This is a genomic window from Cupriavidus sp. D384 (genome assembly GCF_001652915.1).
In the GTDB taxonomy this organism is placed as follows: domain Bacteria; phylum Pseudomonadota; class Gammaproteobacteria; order Burkholderiales; family Burkholderiaceae; genus Cupriavidus.
Genome location: NZ_BBQI01000065.1, coordinates 49,035 through 66,866, shown reverse-complemented (window position 1 = coordinate 66,866; position 17,832 = coordinate 49,035). Strand labels below are relative to the sequence as shown.

13 protein-coding genes are annotated in these 17,832 nt (G+C 67.8%); 5 read left to right on the top strand and 8 right to left on the bottom strand.

All coding sequences use genetic code 11. The annotated features are described in order from the left end of the window. On the top strand, nucleotides 1-787 hold a 787-nt coding region (locus tag A9J21_RS31980), incomplete at its 5' end, for a hypothetical protein (RefSeq protein ID WP_066737116.1). A gap of 101 nt (nucleotides 788-888) precedes the next feature. Here A9J21_RS31980 and A9J21_RS15490 read toward each other — a convergent pair. Both A9J21_RS15490 and A9J21_RS15485 read right to left on the bottom strand, forming a co-directional pair. Continuing rightward, nucleotides 889-1,503: a TetR/AcrR family transcriptional regulator gene (locus A9J21_RS15490; RefSeq protein WP_066737115.1), complete on the bottom strand. Its 615-nt coding sequence runs from the start codon at nucleotides 1,501-1,503 to the stop codon at nucleotides 889-891. A 273-nt stretch (nucleotides 1,504-1,776) separates the two neighbouring features. Continuing rightward, on the bottom strand, nucleotides 1,777-2,280 hold the full coding sequence (locus A9J21_RS15485) for a copper resistance protein CopQ (protein WP_066737114.1): 504 nt from the start codon (nucleotides 2,278-2,280) through the stop codon (nucleotides 1,777-1,779). 465 nt (nucleotides 2,281-2,745) lie between these two features. On the opposite strand from A9J21_RS15485, the gene A9J21_RS15480 reads away from it, so the two are divergent. Then, complete coding sequence (locus tag A9J21_RS15480; protein WP_066737111.1) at nucleotides 2,746-3,621, top strand: alpha/beta hydrolase; 876 nt, start codon at nucleotides 2,746-2,748, stop codon at nucleotides 3,619-3,621. A 49-nt stretch (nucleotides 3,622-3,670) separates the two neighbouring features. Here the strand turns inward: A9J21_RS15480 and A9J21_RS15475 are convergent, their stop codons facing one another. The 6 genes from A9J21_RS15475 to A9J21_RS15450 form a co-directional block, all read right to left on the bottom strand. Continuing rightward, the gene (locus A9J21_RS15475) at nucleotides 3,671-4,744 is read right to left on the bottom strand and encodes a methyl-accepting chemotaxis protein (protein ID WP_066737125.1); all 1,074 of its coding nucleotides are present in this window, start codon (nucleotides 4,742-4,744) and stop codon (nucleotides 3,671-3,673) included. Between the two features lie 98 nt (nucleotides 4,745-4,842). Beyond that, entirely contained in the window at nucleotides 4,843-5,397 is a 555-nt protein-coding gene (locus A9J21_RS15470; RefSeq protein ID WP_231906938.1) for a VWA domain-containing protein, read from the bottom strand. A 134-nt stretch (nucleotides 5,398-5,531) separates the two neighbouring features. Beyond that, nucleotides 5,532-6,581 carry an ATP-binding protein gene (locus A9J21_RS15465; RefSeq protein WP_066737109.1) on the bottom strand — a complete coding sequence of 350 codons (1,050 nt, stop codon included), beginning with the start codon at nucleotides 6,579-6,581 and terminating at the stop codon, nucleotides 5,532-5,534. Next, the gene (cobN, locus tag A9J21_RS15460) at nucleotides 6,578-10,369 is read right to left on the bottom strand and encodes a cobaltochelatase subunit CobN (RefSeq protein WP_066737107.1); all 3,792 of its coding nucleotides are present in this window, start codon (nucleotides 10,367-10,369) and stop codon (nucleotides 6,578-6,580) included. The genes A9J21_RS15465 and cobN overlap by 4 nt, the downstream gene beginning before the upstream one ends. Nucleotides 10,370-10,398: 29 nt before the next feature. Next, a complete protein-coding gene (cobW, locus tag A9J21_RS15455) occupies nucleotides 10,399-11,463 on the bottom strand; it encodes a cobalamin biosynthesis protein CobW (protein WP_066737105.1) in 1,065 nt (354 codons plus the stop codon). Nucleotides 11,464-11,796: 333 nt separating this feature from the next. Next, nucleotides 11,797-15,789 (bottom strand): cobaltochelatase subunit CobN, encoded by a 3,993-nt coding sequence (locus A9J21_RS15450; RefSeq protein ID WP_066737103.1) that lies wholly within the window; start codon nucleotides 15,787-15,789, stop codon nucleotides 11,797-11,799. Nucleotides 15,790-16,302: 513 nt separating this feature from the next. On the opposite strand from A9J21_RS15450, the gene A9J21_RS15445 reads away from it, so the two are divergent. The 3 genes from A9J21_RS15445 (at nucleotide 16,303) to A9J21_RS15435 (ending at nucleotide 17,794) form a co-directional block, all read left to right on the top strand. Then, nucleotides 16,303-16,605 (top strand): hypothetical protein, encoded by a 303-nt coding sequence (locus A9J21_RS15445; protein WP_066737101.1) that lies wholly within the window; start codon nucleotides 16,303-16,305, stop codon nucleotides 16,603-16,605. An 87-nt stretch (nucleotides 16,606-16,692) separates the two neighbouring features. After that, a complete protein-coding gene (locus A9J21_RS15440; RefSeq protein ID WP_066737099.1) occupies nucleotides 16,693-17,364 on the top strand; it encodes an alpha/beta hydrolase in 672 nt (223 codons plus the stop codon). Between the two features lie 58 nt (nucleotides 17,365-17,422). After that, complete coding sequence (locus A9J21_RS15435; RefSeq protein WP_066737097.1) at nucleotides 17,423-17,794, top strand: hypothetical protein; 372 nt, start codon at nucleotides 17,423-17,425, stop codon at nucleotides 17,792-17,794. The last annotated feature ends 38 nt before the right edge of the window (nucleotides 17,795-17,832 follow it).

Sequence of the window (17,832 nt, the reverse complement as noted above, 5' to 3'; positions counted from 1 at the left end):
CGCCGCCCCGACACATGCCGAAACGCCGGATGCAAACGGCTGGCGCTTCGCGGTTGCGCCGTACCTCTGGCTACCCAACGTAAGCGGCGCCTTCAGCTTCTCCGGCGACTCGTCCACCGGAGGCGGCAGGCTCGACGTGGGAACCGGCCCCGACAGTTATCTCAAGAACCTGAAGTTCCTGTTCATGATGCAGGCCGAGGCCAGCAAGGGGGACTGGACCATCATCGCCGATGCGGCGTACCTGGACTTCAGCAACCACCAGACCACCCTCAACACCGTCGGTGCAGGTGGCGGCGCGGTTGCCATCCCCCGGGAACTGGCGACCAATACCGGCAGCAGCCTGAGCGGCGGCATCTTCGGACTCTCCGCGGCCTATACGGCGCTGCGGGCGCCATGGGGGACAGTCGAGCCGCTCGGCGGCATTCGATACCTGAACCTCAGTGCCAGCGCCAACTGGACGCTATCCGCCACGTTCACGCAGCAAGGCGCCACGCTGGCGACGCAGGGCAGCGTGGCCCAGACCGCCAATATCGTCGACGCGATCATTGGCGTGCGTGGACGAATCCGGCTGGGCAGCAGTGACCGCTGGTATCTGCCGTATTACCTCGACGTCGGGACCGGCGCTTCCAGATATACCGTGCAAGCATCCGGTGGCGCGGCCTATGCGGCAAAGTGGGGGGACGTGCAACTGACCTATCGCTACCTGACCTACGAGCTTGGCAGCGGCGATCTGGTGCAGCGGCTGACGCTGAAGGGGCCGATGGTCAGCGTGGTGTTCCGTTTCTGAGTTTCAGTGGCCGGCACGGATCGGCCAGGCAAAAAAAACCGCCCGATGGCACAACACCATCGGGCGGTTTTGTTTCGGCGAATCCGTCTTATGCCCAGCCCTTACAGCGACCCGCAAGCCACCTGGGATTCGAGCAAGGCCTTCGCACGCTGGTTGCACAGCGCGCCCAGCAGCGTCTCGGCCGCGGCATCCAGACGCTCATGAGTGCCAAACAGGCGGGCCGCGATCAGGCCGCTTTGCAGAGATCCATAGATCACTTGCGCCAACATCGCGGGAGGCACCGGATACGGCGTCTCACGTTCGTGCTGACCCCGCTCCAGCAGCTTGGTCAGCCACGATTCGTTGATGTGATAGAACTCCTTGAGCACATGGTGCACCGACTCCGGCAGGCTCAGGATTTCGGTCGACAGCATGCCCGCCAGGCAGATCTGCCCAGATCCGCAGGTCTGGCGCAGCGGGTCCAGATACTGGCGTGCCTGTTCCAGCACCGGCAGGCTCGCATCGATACCGGCCAGCCGCTCGGAAATACGCCGGCTGTACTCCTTCACCGCCTCCAGGACCAGATCGTCCTTCGAGGGAAAGTAATAGTGGATGCTGGAGGTCTTGACCCCCACCAGCTCGGCCAGGTCGCGATAGCTGAATCCATTGAAACCGCGGCTGCGGATCAGGACCAGCGTATGTTCGAGCAGTTGCTCGCGGACGGGTTGCGTTTTCATGGCTGGAACTTTATCTACACGAAGATAGATACTCAACCGGGATTTTCCCGGAGTCAACCGCCAGGCGGTTCAGACCAGTGTCTGCACCACCACTGTGATGGCTGCACCACTGACGGCGCACAGCGCCAGCCATCCGCCCAGGATCAGGGCATCGTGTCCGATCGCTTTCATGGTAGTTCGCCTAGTAAAAAGCAGACGGACACCCTTATGGGGTGCCGTCTGCCTTGGGGTCATCGCCAGATCATGGCGAGATTACTGGGTCTCGGCCCGGGATCAGGCCAGGGCGCCGTCCGTGTACACGTCGGTCGAGCGGGCACCGTCAAAGTACGGGTTGCGCGGACCGTTGCCACGGGCGCCGTCCAGGTACGGATCGACCTTGCGGGCCGGGCTGGCGGAAACGCCCTTCGTGTCCAGGCCGGCGACGAAGCGCGCACCGTCCAGGTACGGATCGGCCGTGCGGGCGCCGTCGGTATAACCGTCGCGGTTCGTGATGCGGGCACCGTCCGTATAGGCATCGCGGTTACCGATGCTGGCTACCAGGCCGTCGCGGTTGGTCACACGGGCACCATCGGTAAAGGCATCGCGGTTACCGATACGGGCACCGTCCGTGAACGCATCGCGGTTGCCGAGGCGGGCGCCGTCGGTAAAGGCGCTGCGTTGGTCGTTCACACGATACGAATAACCGTAGGCTTCGCCGCGCGGTTGTGCGGCCTGGGCGGCGCCCGTTACGAAAGCGGCTGCGAGGGCGGCGGCGGTCAGGATGGTCTTGGCGTTCATGATGCTCTCCTTGCTTGGCCGGGCGATCTGGTTCGGTGGTCGATCGCGGGGCAATGGGTCTGTGCTGCAATTTCAGCGGCCTTCTTTTTGGTCCTCACCGTATCTGCTATCTACTGCTAGATAGAGGACCAGGGCTAAAAAAAAGACCGCCTCCGGTTACTGAAACTGCCTGATGACGCTTGGACCGTTTCGCGTTGCCTTGCCGTCTTTGTCTTTCGGTTTGGCGCTGCGTCGCTGTCCATGGCTCGAATACTATCTACCTATAGATAGACAAGCAAGAAGAAATTCGCGATCGAGGTCAAAAAGATTTCTATCGACCCGATTGAAGGCGTTAATTTCGTAGATATACGGTTGATTTTTAAAGCTTTTTCTCGCCGACAACGCCCACACGCGCACCGAGCCCACTTCCCATTGGCACCACAAGTGCTAGGGTTATCACACCTGCCCTGCCTTTCCCATCGCCCCATGCCGCCCGTCCCGACTGCTCACCCTGCTCCCATCAACTACCGGCGCTGGTTCGCGGGCGCAGTTGGCCTGGCCGGGCTGGCCGTCATGGCTGGCGTTGGCCGCCTGCTGCTGTACCGCGCCATCGAGCGCGATGCGTTCGTGCCCGGTGAGGTCGGCACGCTGCAGCCCGATGACCTGGGCGTGGCATCGCGGCAGTACACGTTCGACAGCGGCGACCGGGCGCTGCATGCCTCATGGGTGGCAGCTGCCGACCCGGCGGCACCCGCGCTGGCGGTTTTCCATGGCGACGAGGAATCTCTGGCCGACTGGGCGCCCGTGCAGGCATTGCTGCACGCGGCCGGCATCAGTTCGTTCGTATTCGATTACAGCGGCTATGGCACCAGCACCGGCACGCCGAGTGTCAGCCATCTACGCCAGGACGCGCTGGCCGCCTTCGCCCAGTTCCGCGCGGCCTCGCCGCAGGCGGCACGGCACTATGTCATGGGATATTCGCTGGGCAGCGGCGTGCTGCTCGACGTTCTGGAAGATCTACGACCCCTGCCCGACGGGCTGGTGATCGGCGCGGGCTTCTGCTCGGCACGCGCCGCGGCCGTGGCTACCGGAATGGTGCCGCGCTGGCTGGCGTGGGCGCTGCCAAATCCGTGGGACAACATCGCCCGGCTGCGCGTGTCGAAGCTGCCGGTGATGCTGATTCACAGCCGGCGCGACGAGACCATCCCGTTCCGGCAGGCCGAGCACCTGGCCCGTGCCGTGAAAGGCCCGAGCCGCTTTATCGTGTTCGAAGACCTGCCGCACGACGCCGCCATCGAGACGCCTTTCATGAAGACGTTCTGGGCGCCGGTGATCGCCTGGCTGCAAGGCGGCAGGCTATAGGCCCTGGCGCCCCTGCAGCCAGGGGCCGGGCCTCGGGGCACGACGGCGATTACAGCTTGAACTCGCCCACCACCTTCTGCAGTTCCTGGGCCTGGTCAGCCAGTGCGGCCGACGCCGCCGCAGCCTGCTCCACCAGCGCGGCGTTCTGCTGCGTCACGTCATCCATCTGCGTGACGGCCACATTGACCTGTTCGATGCCATCGCTCTGGTGCTCCGACGCCACCGCGATCTCGCCCAGGATCTGCGTCACGCGGCGCACGGCCTGGACAATTTCCTCCATGGTCTGACCGGCCTGGCCGACCAGCGCCGAGCCGCTTTCCACCTGGCGCGCCGAATCGCTGATCAGCACGTTGATTTCCTTGGCGGCCGCCGCGCTGCGCTGGGCCAGCGTGCGCACCTCGCCCGCCACCACGGCAAAGCCGCGTCCCTGCTCACCGGCGCGCGCCGCTTCCACGGCCGCGTTCAGGGCCAGGATATTGGTCTGGAACGCAATGCCCTCGATCACGGCGATGATGTCGGTCACCTTGCGCGAGCTGACGCTGATGGCATCCATGGTCTGGACCACGTTGCTGACGATGGTGCCGCCGCGCTCGGCGATGCCCGACGCCGACGCCGCCAGCCCGTTGGCCGTGCGGGCGCGTTCGGTGTTCTGCTTCACCATGGCGGTCAGCTCGCCCATGCTCGATGCGGTTTCCTCCAGCGTGGCCGCCTGTTCCTCGGTGCGCTGCGAGAGGTCGGTATTGCCCACCGCGATCTGTTGCGAAGCCGACGAGATCGAATCGCTGGCGCCCTTGATGCGCGTCACCAGGTCGGTGAGCATGTCTTCCATCTCGCCCAGTCCGCCCAGCAGGCGGCCGAAATCGCCACCGCGTTCGGTCTCGAAATCCTTGCTCAGGTCGCCCGCCGCCACGGTTTCGGCGATGAACTCGGCCTCCTTGAGCGGTTCCTCGATCGCGCGGGCCAGCCGAAACCAGCAGATCACGCTGAATACCGGCACCGCGATGGCCAGCGTCCACAGCCAGCTGCGCGTGCTGCCATCGGCCACCTGGCCCAGCGCCAGCACCAGCATGGCCGCCACCAGCAGCACGATTACCCCAAACGCCGCGCCCAATCGGGTGCGCATACTCAAGTTGTCCCAGCCCATGACGGTTCCGCTCCTCGATTTCCGCCCCGAGTTATCCGGGGCTATCGATGGACTAACGGCTGGCCCGCCGCAAAACTTTAGGGCCCGACCTGCAGCGACCCGGCGGTCTGGAAGTCGGCGCCCCAGGCCTGCGCCAGTTGCCGGCAACGGCCCAGCGGCAGCGTGTGCCGTTCGACATCGACCACCACGACATGATCGGCCCAGGCCGGCCGCGCGGGCGACTCGGCGCTGCGGCCATCGGTCAGCAGCCACAGCCAACGCTGCTGCGCGGGCCGGCGCCTGGCCTGCCACGCCAGCAATTGGTCGGCCCGGGCGGCACCCAGCGACAGCGGCGTGCCGCCGCCACCGGCAATCGGGCGGATCCAGTCGTCATTCCATGGCCGCGCGCGCGACGGCGCCAAGCGCACCTCGGCGTGTTGCCCCGCGAAGCAGACCAGCGCCACATCGGCGCGCGCCTGATAGGCCCGCTCGACCAGCCGCGCCAGCACGCCCTTGGCAAGAGCCAGTGGCTCGCCATGCGCCATCGAACCCGAACAGTCCAGCAAGAAGCAGTGCAGTACCCCGGCGCGCGGATCGGCACGGCGGTAGCGCAGATGCGCGGCGTCCAGCAACGCGCGCCGCTTGGCCGCCAACGTGCGCGGCCAGTGAATGCGCGTACCGGGCGTGCCGCCCTGCGCGGCGTGGCGCGGGGATGGCTGAGATAACGCACGGATGGTTTGCCACCGATGGCCGCCGGGCCGCTCCGGGCCGGACGGCCGCCGGTGGCTCAGGCTTTTTTTGGCGCGAGCTTCCCGAACGGCTTCAGCGGCTTGACCTCGGCCATGCCGGACGCTTGCGGCGGCAGGGCGCCCCACGGGTCGGCGGCCTCCGCTGCCTGGGGCTGCGGCGCCAGCGCCTGCCCCGCCTGCCCCGCCTGCCCCGCCTGTCCCGCCTGCTGGGGCGCGGCAGCGTGGCGGCGGTGGTGGAGCACCAGCTCGGCCACGGCGTCCACATGGCTGGCATCGATATCCGCCGCGCCCTGCCACGCGGCCAGTGCGCGGGCCGCCCGCAGCATCACCAGGTCGGCGCGCACGCCGTCCACGGCAGCCTCCAGGCACAGCGCGCTGACACGGTCATGGACATCATCGCCAAATGCCAGCGCACCGAGCGCCCCACGGGCACGCCCGACCTGGCTTGCCAGCGCCTGCTGACGCTGCGCCATCCTGGCGCGGAAGGCATTGGGATCGGCATCGAACGCCAGCCGGGCGCGCACGATTGCCTGGCGCGCGGCGGGGTCTTCGTAATTCGACAAAGCCAGCGCCAGTCCGAAGCGGTCCAGCAATTGCGGCCGCAAATCGCCTTCCTCGGGATTCATCGTGCCAACCAGCACGAAGCGCGCCGGATGCTGGTGCGAGACGCCATCGCGCTCCACCACATTGACACCGCTGGCCGCCACGTCCAGCAACTGGTCCACCAGCGGATCGGGCAGCAGGTTCACCTCGTCGACATACAGCACGCCATCGTGCGCCCGCGCCAGCAGGCCCGGCTGGAAGCGCACCTCGCCCTGCTGCAGCACATGGCCCAGGTCCAGCGTGCCGGTGAGTTGCTCCTCGCTGGCGCCCAGCGGCAGCGTCACGAACTGGCCGTGCGGCAGCAGTTCCGCCAACGCGCGCGCCGCCGTGGACTTGGCCGTGCCGCGTGGCCCGGTGACCAGCACGCCACCGATGCCGGGGTCCACCGCGGCCAGCAGCAATGCCTGCTGCAGCGCGTCCTGCCCCACCAGGGCGCTGAACGGAAAGATCGGGCGCATGGCCGCGCCGTGGGCAGAGTGGGTCATTGCATCCCTTCCAGACGCTGTTCGTTGTCGAGCAGATGGTGGGCGATGCGCTCGCGCTGGTCGCCCGGTTCCTGCCATAGCCCGCGCTCCATCGCTTCCAGCAGGCGCTCGCAAATGCCCTGCAGCGCGCGCGGGTTGTGCCGCGCCAGGAAGTCGCGCGTGGCGTCGTCATGCACATAGGCGTCGGCCACCAGCGCGTACTGGTGATCGCCCACCACGCGGGCGGTGGCGTCGTAGCCGAACAGGTAGTCCACCGTCGCCGCCATTTCAAATGCGCCCTTGTAGCCGTGCCGCTTCACGCCATCGATCCATTTCGGATTGACCACGCGCGTGCGGATCACGCGGGCGATCTCCTCGCCCAGCGTCCGCACCCGCGGCGCCGCCGGGTTGGCGTGGTCGCCATGATAGATGGCCGGCTGCGTGCCGCCCAGATGGCGCACGGCCGCCACCATGCCGCCCTGGAACTGGTAGTAGTCGTTGGCGTCGAGGATGTCGTGCTCGCGGTTGTCCTGGTTCTGCAGCACCACATCGATCTCCGCCAGCCGTGTGGCAAACGTGTCGCGGGCCTCGACGCCATCGGCTTGCTGGCCGTAGGCGTAGCCGCCCGCGTGCAGGAAGGCTTGCGCCAGATCGCCATCGGTCTGCCAGCGTCGGCCGTCGATCAGCGCCTGCAGGCCCGTGCCATAGTCGCCCGGCCGCGCGCCGAATACGCGCCAGCTGGCCCGTTCCAGCGCGGCGTCGGCATCCATGCCCTGCTGCGCCAGCGCGCGTTGCTCGGCCAGCACGCGGGCGCGGATCGGGTTGACGTCCTCCGGCTCGTCCAGCGCCGCCACCGCGCGCACGGCGGCGTCGAAGATCGCCACCAGGTTGGCAAACGCATCGCGGAAGAAACCCGACACCCGCAGCGTCACGTCCACGCGCGGACGGTCGAAGATCGCCATCGGCAGGATCTCGAAATCCACCACGCGATGGCTGCCATGGGCCCATTTGGGCCGCACGCCCAGCAGCGCCATGGCCTGCGCGATATCGTCCCCGCCCGTGCGCATGGTGGCCGTGCCCCAGACCGACAGCCCCACCGCACGCGGATACTCGCCGTGCTCCTGCAGGTGCCGCTCGATCAGCTGGTCGGCCGCGCGCAGGCCCAGCGTCCACGCCGTACGCGTCGGCACGGCGCGCGTGTCGACTGAATAGAAGTTGCGGCCGGTGGGCAGCACATCGGGCCGGCCGCGCGATGGTGCGCCGCTGGGCCCGGCGGGAACGAAGCGGCCTGCCAGGCCGCGCTCCAGCTGCAGCAGTTCCTGCGGGCCGCAGGCATCCAGGCGCGGCGCCACCTGTTCGCGCAAGCGTGCCAGCACGGCGCCCGACTGCGGCCCGATCCCCTCATCCTTGTCCAGCCGTTGCAGCGCCAGCGCTTCGAGCCGCTCGCGCGTATCGCCATGATGACGCCACGGCCCATCGTCGATGGCGGCCAGCGCTGCCGGACGGGGCCCGGTCCAGGGTGCGGCCCAGTCGGCATCGAGCGGGTCGAAGCCGTCGCCCAGCGACAGGTCGGCCGCCAGCGCGGCAAGCAGGCCGGCGCGCCCATCGGTTCCATCGCCCACCGGAAAGCGCGCCAGCGCGGCCAGCGTATCGCGGCGCTGACGCCCTTGCGGCGACATGCCGAACACGTGCAGCCCGTCGCGAATCTGCGACTCCTTCAGTTCGCACAACCAGGCGTCGGTGCGGTTCAGCAGCGCGTCTTCTTCCTCGCCGCTGGCCGGCGCGTCGATGCCCAGTTCACGATGAAGCTGCTGGCCGACAATCGATTTCAGGATCTCCCGGCGTAGCAGCCTTGCGCGGCGCGGGTCTACGGTCAGCGCCTCGTAGTATTCGTCGACCTGGCGCTCCAGATCCTGCAGCGGCCCATAGTTCTCGGCACGCGTGAGCGGCGGCATCAGGTGATCGATGATCACGGCCTGGGTGCGCCGCTTGGCCTGCGCACCCTCGCCCGGGTCATTGACGATAAACGGATACAGGTGCGGCAGCGGCCCCAGGATCGCATCGGGCCAGCAGGCATCCGACAGCGCCACGCTCTTGCCCGGCAGCCATTCCAGGTTGCCATGCTTGCCGACATGCACCACGGCATCGATGCCGAAACTGTGCCGCAGCCAGAAATAGAACGCCAGGTAGCCGTGCGGCGGTACCAGTTCGGCATCGTGATAGCTGGCGTAGCCGTCCACGCCATAGGCCCGGGCCGGCTGGATGCCGACGAACACATTGCCGGTGCGCACGCCGGCAATCATGAAGCGGCCCTGGCGCACCATCGGATCGGACTCGGGGCTGCCCCACCGGGCGGCGATGGCATCCCTGTTGGCTTGCGGCAGTTGCGCGAGCCAGGCCAGGTAATCGGCCATCGCCACGCTCTGGAACGCCGGGCGCCATGCATGCTGCGCCAGATCGTTGGTCACGCCGCGCGTCAGCCCATGCATCAGCGCATCGCCATCCGCAGGCAGCGGCCCTACGGCATAGCCCGCATCGCGCAACATGGTCAGGATCTGCACCACCGATGCCGGCGTATCGAGCCCGACGCCATTGCCGATGCGCCCTTCGCTGGCCGGATAGTTCGCCAGGATCAGCGCCAGGCGTTTTTCAGCAGCCGGCAGCGTGCGCAACCGGCACCAGCGGCGCGCCAGTTCGACCACGAAGCCGATGCGTTCGGCGTCGGGCCGGTAGCGCACCACATCGACTTCGGTATGCGGGCAGCGATAGGCCAGCCCCTTGAAGCTGACCGCGCGCGTGATGATGCGGCCGTCCACTTCGGGCATTGCCACATGCATGGCCACGTCGCGCGTGCCCAGGCCCTGGCTGTCGGCCAGCCAATCCTCGCGGTTGCCGCCGCTCAGGATCACCTGCAGCACCGGCGCATCGTTCGCCAGCGGGTGATCGGCACCGGCTCCGTCCCCGGCGTTGTCGAGCGACGCCACCGAGAACGCCGTGGTGTTGAGCACGAGCGACACGCCGTGCGCGTCGCACAGCCGCTGCAGCACGTCGCGGCAGATCGGTTCCTTCAGCGAGCTGACGGCCAGCGGCAGCGGGCACAGGCCTGCATCGAGCAGCGCCTCGGCCATCGCGTCGAACACATCGGTATTGCCGGCCTGCAGGTGCGACCGATAGAACAGCAACGCCACCACCGGCGCGCCGTCGAGGCCGCGCGCCGTCCATTCGCGCTGCCAGTCTTCCGCCGTGGCTACGCCGCGATCGCGATGGTAGAGCGCGGCCTGCGGCAGCACCTGCGCTGGCAGCACCGGCGTGCCGTGGCCCCAGGCATGCTGACCCAGGCAGCGGAAAAACTGTTCGGCATTGCCGGCCCCGCCCTCGCGCAGATAGCGCCAGAGCTGGTGCGACAGCGCCGCTGGCGCATTGCCAAGCCGCGCCAGGTTGTCGTCCTCGTCCAGGTCGCCGGAGAACATCACCAGCAGCTGACCGCGTGCGCGCGCCAGTTCGGGCAGACGTTCCAGCCCGTAGGCCCAGTCGCTGGCCCCGCCCAGGTGGTCCACCACCACCACCCGCGCGTGCTGCAGCACTTCGTCGATATAGAGATCGAGCGACGCCGGCTGGCGCAGGTACATCTGGTTGGCAAGCCGCACGCTCGGGTAGCCGGCACCGAGCCTGGGCACCGCGGCGGCCAGTAGCGACAGCGTGGTGTCAGCCGCGCTCAGGACGACGATATCGCCCGGTGTCTGTTCGATGCGCAGCACCACGGCGCTGTCTTCGACAAAGCCGCCGGGCCGGGTGGACAGCAGGTGCATCGCTTCGGTTGCCTGGACTGCTTCAGCGGTCAGCGCGCCAGCGCGGCATCCAGCGACGCCTGCAGCGCGGCGCCGTCAAGTTCCTGGCCGATCAGCACCACGCGCGTGCCCTGCGGCTCGCCGGCACGCCACGCGCGATCGAAATAGCTGTCGAAGCGCTGGCCCACGCCATGCAGCACCAGGCGCATGGCCTTGCCCGGCAGCGTGGCAAAGCCCTTTACGCGGTAGATCGTGTGCTCGGCCACCAGCTTCTGCAACGCCGCCACCAGCGCATCGCGGTCCACCGTGCCCGCCTGCACCACCACCGAGTCGAATTCGTCATGATGGTGATCGGCGTGGTCAGGGTCGTCGGCACTGCCATGATGATCGGGGCGCAGGTGGATCGTGTCTTCCGACGCGCGCTGCAGGCCCAGCAGCATGCTCACGTCGAGCTTGCCGGCCTGCGCCGGCACGATCTTGACCTCGGCCGGGATCTCGGGCCGCACCAGCGCTTCCACGGCAGCCAGCTGCGCGGCGTCCATCAGGTCGGTCTTGTTCAGGATCACCAGGTCTGCGCTGGCAAGCTGGTCTTCGAACAGTTCATGCAGCGGCGATTCGTGGTCCAGGTTCGGATCGGCGCGGCGCTGGGCGTCCACCGCCACCGGATTGGCGGCAAACTGGCCGGCAGCGGCAGCGGGACCGTCGACCACGGTCACCACGGAATCCACCGTGAATGCATTGCGGATGCTGGACCAGTGGAAGGCCTGCACCAGCGGCTTGGGCAGCGCCAGGCCCGACGTTTCGATCAGCACGTGGTCGATCTGGTCGCGGCGCTCCAGCAGCTGTTCCATCACCGGAAAAAACTCCTCCTGCACCGTGCAGCACAGGCAGCCGTTGGCCAGTTCGTACAACTGGCCGGTGGGCTCGCCCGCATCGTCACAGCCGATACCGCAACCCTTCAGGATCTCGCCGTCGATGCCCAGTTCGCCGAATTCGTTGACGATCACCGCAATGCGGCGGCCGTTGGCGTTGTCGAGGATATGGCGCAGCAGGGTGGTCTTGCCGCTGCCAAGGAAGCCCGTAACGATGGTGGCCGGGATCTTGGAGGTTTGCATGCTGGGGCTCAGGCGGAATTTGCGAAGGCGATCAGGATACGGAGATCGGCGGGGGCTGTCTATTTGCGTGTGGCGATGGGCTGTCTGCTATCCCGCCCGGAGGCGAGGGCCAGCGGTGCAATCCACGACGGGTCTTCACCTGATGCGCCGCGCCCTCTCCCCCAACCCCTCTCCCGCTCGCGGGAGAGGGGAGCAAAACCCGCCATCGACAAATCCGACGTTGCGGGAAAGCGGAGCAAAACCCGCCGCGGTCTTCGACAAAACCGAGGTTGTTCTCCCCTCTCCCGCACGGCGGGAGAGGGGCGGGGGAGAGGGCCAGCGCATCCACGGCTACTAGCGTCTGCCCCGGCGCCACCCGGCGTAGGCTCCGGCGCCGATGGTCAGCGCCGCCAATGCCAGCGCAAACGCCAGGTGCCGCGCACGCTCGGCGGGCGCTGCCGCTACCGGCATGGCCTGGGGCGCCAGCCGCTGGCCGGTCACATGTCTGGTATCCGCCTGCGCGACAGCTGGAGCGGGCGGCTCGGCAGGCGCTGCAGGCTCCGGCCGCACCGGCGCCACCTTCGCCTCCACTGGCCGGGTCGACGCCGCCTTTGCACCCGGCCCGGCCGGCCCCACCACCGCATCGGCCAGTTCCCGCCCCAGTGCCTTCATGTCGATCCGGGCAGCCCTGCCCTGCCGTGCGATATGCGCCATCAGCACCGGGTTGCCGCAGGTATTGGCCGTGCACGACAGCCCGTCGCGCTGCACGCTTTCGGCGTACTGGCGCAGCAGTTCGCGACGCTCGGCATCGGTAAAGCGGTAGCTGCCCTGGCGGTCCACTTCCAGCAGGCGCGCCAGAATGCCCTGCTGCGCGTGCGGATTGGCCGAGCGGAAGAACGCATCCATGCCCATGCCGAGCTTGTCGGCCACATAGACGTCGTAGGTCTTCTGCCAGAACGCGCCGGGCATCTGCTCGGGCACGGTGGCCTGAAAGCCGTACAGGTGCTCCACTTCCTTGTACATCTCGCGGGCGCCCGCGTAGCCCGAGCGCTGCATCGCGGCGATCCACTTCGGATTCCACTGGCGCGCGTTGAGTTCGGTAGCCAGCCACGTGCGCGCATCGACGGTCTGCGTCTGCCCCTCGCGGCGCAGGTTGTGCAGCCACAGTGGCGGCGCCGTGCCGCTGACCACCCGTGTGGCGGCCGTCAGCCCGCCCGCATACTGGTAGGTGTCATCGTTGTCCAGCGCCCCGTAGAGCGTGCTGGTGCGCGAAAACAGCACGGCCTGGTTCGATTTCAGGTGGCTGGCCAGCGCTGCGGGCGCCGATTCACCCCAGCCATCGGCCGAATACGCGAAGTTCATGTAGCGCAGGTACTGGCGGGCAAGGCCGTCAGGCGGTCCCTGCGCGTCGCGGCTCTGCTCCACCATCTGCTGCACGCCAATCGCGTAATTGCCCGGCTTGGCCGCGAACACGCGTGCCCGTGCCAGCCTGCCGGCCTGCTCCGGCTCCACGCCCTGCCGGGCCAACTCCGCGGCGACGTCCCGGTCATGGCGGCTAATTGCATTATTACCAGCGGCGGCAGCCAGCCGGGCAGCCTTGTCCAGCAGCGCGATCTTGTCGCCAAACCCGTCGCGGTAGATGCCGGACGTGGTCAGCAGCACGTTCACGCGCGGCCGGCCCAATTCGGCGTCAGGAATCAGCCGCACATCCTCCACGTTGCCGCGCGCATTCCACACCGGCTCCACGCCCATCAGGTAAAGCGCCTCGGCTTCCATTGCCCCCTGGTGGCGTTCCGTTTCGCCGTACCAGAGCACCATCGACAGCGATTCCGGCCATGTGCCGTGCTCGCGCCGAAAACGCTCCAGCGTCTGCCCGGCCATCGTCTTGCCCAGCGTCCAGGCGGCACGCGTGGGAATGCGGGCCCCGTCGAAGGCATGCAGGTTGCGGCCCGTGGGCAGGCTGTCTGCAACCCGCACGGGGTCGCCCAGCGGGCCACTGGGCAGGTAGCGGCCGGCCAGCACCGTGACCAGGCCGTCCAGTTCGGCCTGGGGCGATGCACGCAGGTCGGCCAGCCATTGGCGGCCGGCATCCAGGGCGCGGCGCGTATCGTCGCCGGCACCGTCCGCCAGGGCCGGTTGGCGGCCAGCCACCAGATCGGCGGCCCATGCGTGCAACGGGGCCGCATCGGCCCGGGTCCGGGCGCCAAGCATCATCGCCAGCGCGTCGGTCTGGTCGGCTTGTGCCGGCATCTGGCCCAGCACGTGGATACCCAGCGGCATCGGCTCGGCCTCCACCTTGTGCAGGAACGCATGCACGACCGGCTCGATGGTGTCCCACGGCGCCCGGGTGTCCAGTGCCAGTTGCTGGTCGAGCTTCAGCGCCCGGATCTGTTCCAGCGCCTGCTTCCGGTACTGCTCGGACAGTTCCGGCGCGCTGTCTCGCGTCGCATCGGCCTGCTCGATCGCTTCGTCGAGCGATGCCAGCGCCGGCGCCTGCCCTGCGGCCGCCAGCAGCGGCGCCAGATGGCTCACCAGCACAGCCGCGCTGCGGCGCCTGGCCTGGATGGCCTCGCCGCCGCCATCCTGGATGTAGATATACGCATTCGGCAGGTCGCCCAGCAGGGCCTCCGACGCATCGTCGCCAGACTGCCCCACCTGCTTGCCGGGCAGCCATTCCAGCGTGCCGTGGCGGCCCACATGCACCACGGCATCGGCGCCAAAGGCATGGCGGTACCACAGGTAGGCGGCCACATACGAATGCGGCGGGGGCGTGATCGTGTCGTGCGCGGCGTCCATCGCCCGGTCAAACGTGGAGCGCAGCGGTTGCGGGCCGACGAAGACATTGCCGAAGAACAGCCCCGGCACCACGAAAGCCGGCGCGCCATGCGCATCGTGCGCGCGCATCAGCGGATTGCGTTCCGGCGGGCCCCAGGCGCGCAGCACGGATTCGCGGAACGGCGCGGGCAAGGCATCGAACCAGCGGCGGTATTGCGCCAGCGGCACCAGCTTGACGTGTCCGGCGCGAACCATGCGGTCCAGTTCGCCGGGCGACCAGGTTTCCACATTGCGGCCGTTGGCCTCCAGCAGCGCGGTCAGCGTGGCCGTATCGGGCAGGTCGCGCCCGGTGTCGTAGCCGGCCGCCTGGAGCCGCCGCAGGATCTGCGTGAGCGTGGGCAGCGTTGCCAGATAGCTCGCGCCAATATTGCCCCGCCCCGGCGGATTGTTGTAGTAGAGCACTGCCACATGCTTTTGCGCGGCCGGTTTGTCCTGCAGCGCGATCCAGCGCTGCACGCGTGCGACCACCGCATCCACGCGCTCGGGCACGGCGGCACTCGCCTTCGCGCCGTCGCGGTCTTCCTGCGTGGCGAACAGCAATGGCTCCGTGGCGCCGCTGCGTTCGGGCGCGTTCAGCAACAACGGCAGCCGCTCTCCCGCAATGCCGCGCATGTCGGCATGCCAGGCCGCAGCGCTATCGCGCGTGGCAATCAGGTTGATGGTGTGCAGCCCGTGGCGCGCCAGCCAGTCCTTGTCTTCGGCACGCGGAATCGTCAGGTTCAGGGCCAGCAGTGCGCGCAACGGCGTGGCGCCGTCCTGCGTCAGCAGCGCATCCAGGCCCGACACCGGCCAGCCGAAGACCGGCACGGCGCCAATGCCCTGCCGCTGCAGCGCATCGACCAGTGCATCGACGTGCGCCAGGTCGCGCTGGCGATAGTTGGTGGCATAGAACGAAATACCGACCAGCGGTGCATCGCCGCGCACCAGTCCGGCCGATCGATACCAGCGCAGGTATTCGGCCAGCGACGCAAACGGTTGCGGTGCGCGCGGATGATAGATGCCGGCCGCCGGCACAGGCTTGGGCGGTGGCACGGCAATCGGTGTCATGCCGGCGGCGCGCTGCCGGGCCGCCACGGCCACAGCGAGCGCTGCGGCCAGGTTATCGACACCGCCCGCTTCCCAGTAGGGCTGCATGGCAGCGTTCAGCGCAGCGTCGGTGCGTACGTGCCAGGCCGCCTCGGCCACCTCCGCGGGCGCGGCCGACAGCATCGCGCCGCGCATTTGCGCCTGGCGCACGCCCGGCGCCATCTGGCGCAGCACGGCACCGGGTACGAACCAGGTCTGGATGACATCGGCCCGGGCCAGCGTGCCGGCATCGGGTGCGGTCGTCGCGAACGTGAAATCGGCGATGTCGTTGCCGTGCGCGGCGCGGAATGCGTCGGCGGCGGCCGGTAGCAGGTGCGTTTGCGAGGCCACCACCAGCACGTGCACCGGGGCGCCCCATGCCAGCATCGGCAGGATCAGGCACAGGCCAAGAAGGTACGGCAGCAGGCGCTGGCAGGCGGCGGGCATCGCGGACACGTCAGAAGCGGACTGGAATGCTTGAAAAGACGCTTGGAGGCAAGCGTAAAGACGGCGCACGAAGAGACGCCGGCGCGGCATTCTACCCGCCCGGCAGGCGCTCCTGTCATCCGGCTGTGATGTGGCCGTCATGCACATCGGACTGCGTCTGTCCCGGATGTTGCAGGATCCTGACGGTCTGTGGTTTTTTTACCGATGACAGTTTTTGCCGGGCCAGTCCGTGATAACGCTTTCAAACGGCAGCTTTCGCCACAATCGGCAAGTTCACCGTAGGGCCGGAGGTAAAAAAGACAAAGCCGGGACGTACCCCAAGGCACTTCCCGGCTGATGGGCGGTAAATCTACCCCACCATCCAGGTGACGGCAATCATTCTTGTGGGGGACCCCACATGAACCATGGTGACCCATCGTGTACCTTGCGCCGGATCGTCTATATTTGACCGCATGGCGCGCACACAACCGAAACGACTCACCAGCCGTACGACAGCCCCGGGAGGTAACTGCCATGCGTTCGCTTGCAAACTTGTTCAGTCCGCCGACGCCAGAGAAGATCGCCGAGAAGGAACTGCAAGACATGAGGCTGACGCTTTTCCAGGCAGAACGTCGCCTGCTTGAAGCGCAGATGCAAGTCGATTACTACCGCAACATGATCGCCTTCCTCGAAGAGGTACACGCCACCGGCGTGGAAGGCGTGGCCGACCGGCGCTTTGCGTCGGCGCCGCAACCCGGAACGCCCCAGCTGCAATCGGCCCCGGCACGCAGCACCCCTGGCCTGGCCACGATCCCGATCGTTCCCACGGCCGCCTGACCCAGCCTGGAAGCCTGACAAGCCGTCGCACGGACGCCCCGGCGCCCGTGCGATACTGGCCGTTTTCCCGCATCTACAGGAACGGCCATGAGCTTGCTGCCCGCGATTGAAATCGAAACCGCCCCCAATCCGACCCACGCCGTGATCTGGATGCACGGGCTTGGCGCGGACGGCAGCGACTTCGTTCCCGTGGTGCCCGAGCTGGGCTTGCCCGATACGCTGGCCGTGCGCTTTGTCTTTCCGCATGCCCCGGCCATTCCGGTGACCTGCAACGGCGGCTATGTCATGCCCGCCTGGTACGACATCTACTCGCTCGACGAAGCCGGCCGCAAGGCCGACGTGGCAGGCATCGGGCAATCGCGCGACGCCATCCGCGCCCTGATCGACCGCGAAAACGCCCGGGGCATTCCGGCCGCCAACATCGTGCTGGCCGGATTCTCGCAGGGCGGCGCCATCGCCTACACCACGGCACTGACGCATCCGCAGGCACTGGCCGGCGTGATCGCGCTGTCCACCTATATCCCGTCGCCCGAACTGATCGCCGCCGAAGCCACGCCGGCCAACGCCGCCACCCCGGTCTTCGCCGCCCATGGCACCGCCGACGATGTGGTGCCCCTGGGCCTTGGCACCCGCGCCCGCGATTTCCTCACCGAACGGGGCCAGCCGGTAACGTGGCACGCATACGGCAACATGCCCCACTCTGTCTGCCTGGAAGAAATTGCCGATATCGGCACGTGGCTGCAGGCGCGCTTCGGCTGACAGGACACTGCGGGGATTGCGCTACCATTGCGCGCCCCGCCATTCAGAACTTTCGCAAATGATCCCCGCCTCGCCGCCGCCGCGTATCGATTTCAACACCCGCAAGGCCCTGATGTTCGCGCTGATGGCCGAAAGGCTATCCGCCTTCTACGAACACGGCCAATGGATGACCGAGGCACAGGGCGCCACGCTGGCCGGCAACTGGCTGTCGCGCTCGAAGCTGCAGCTGGCGCTGTCCGAACGCCGGCTGCTATCGGACCTGAGCGATCAGCTGGCCCGCCAGCTGGCCGCCACGCTCTCGCGCGAAGCCGGCCTGTACGCATCCCACGAGATGATGGAAGCGCTGGACCCGAACTACCAGTCGGCCTTCGCCCACGACATGCTGGACGAATGCGAACGGATGCTGCGTGAGAACGGGGTGGAGGAGTAAGTCGCGCGAAGGGTTTCCGGGAACGCGGCAAGCCGGAC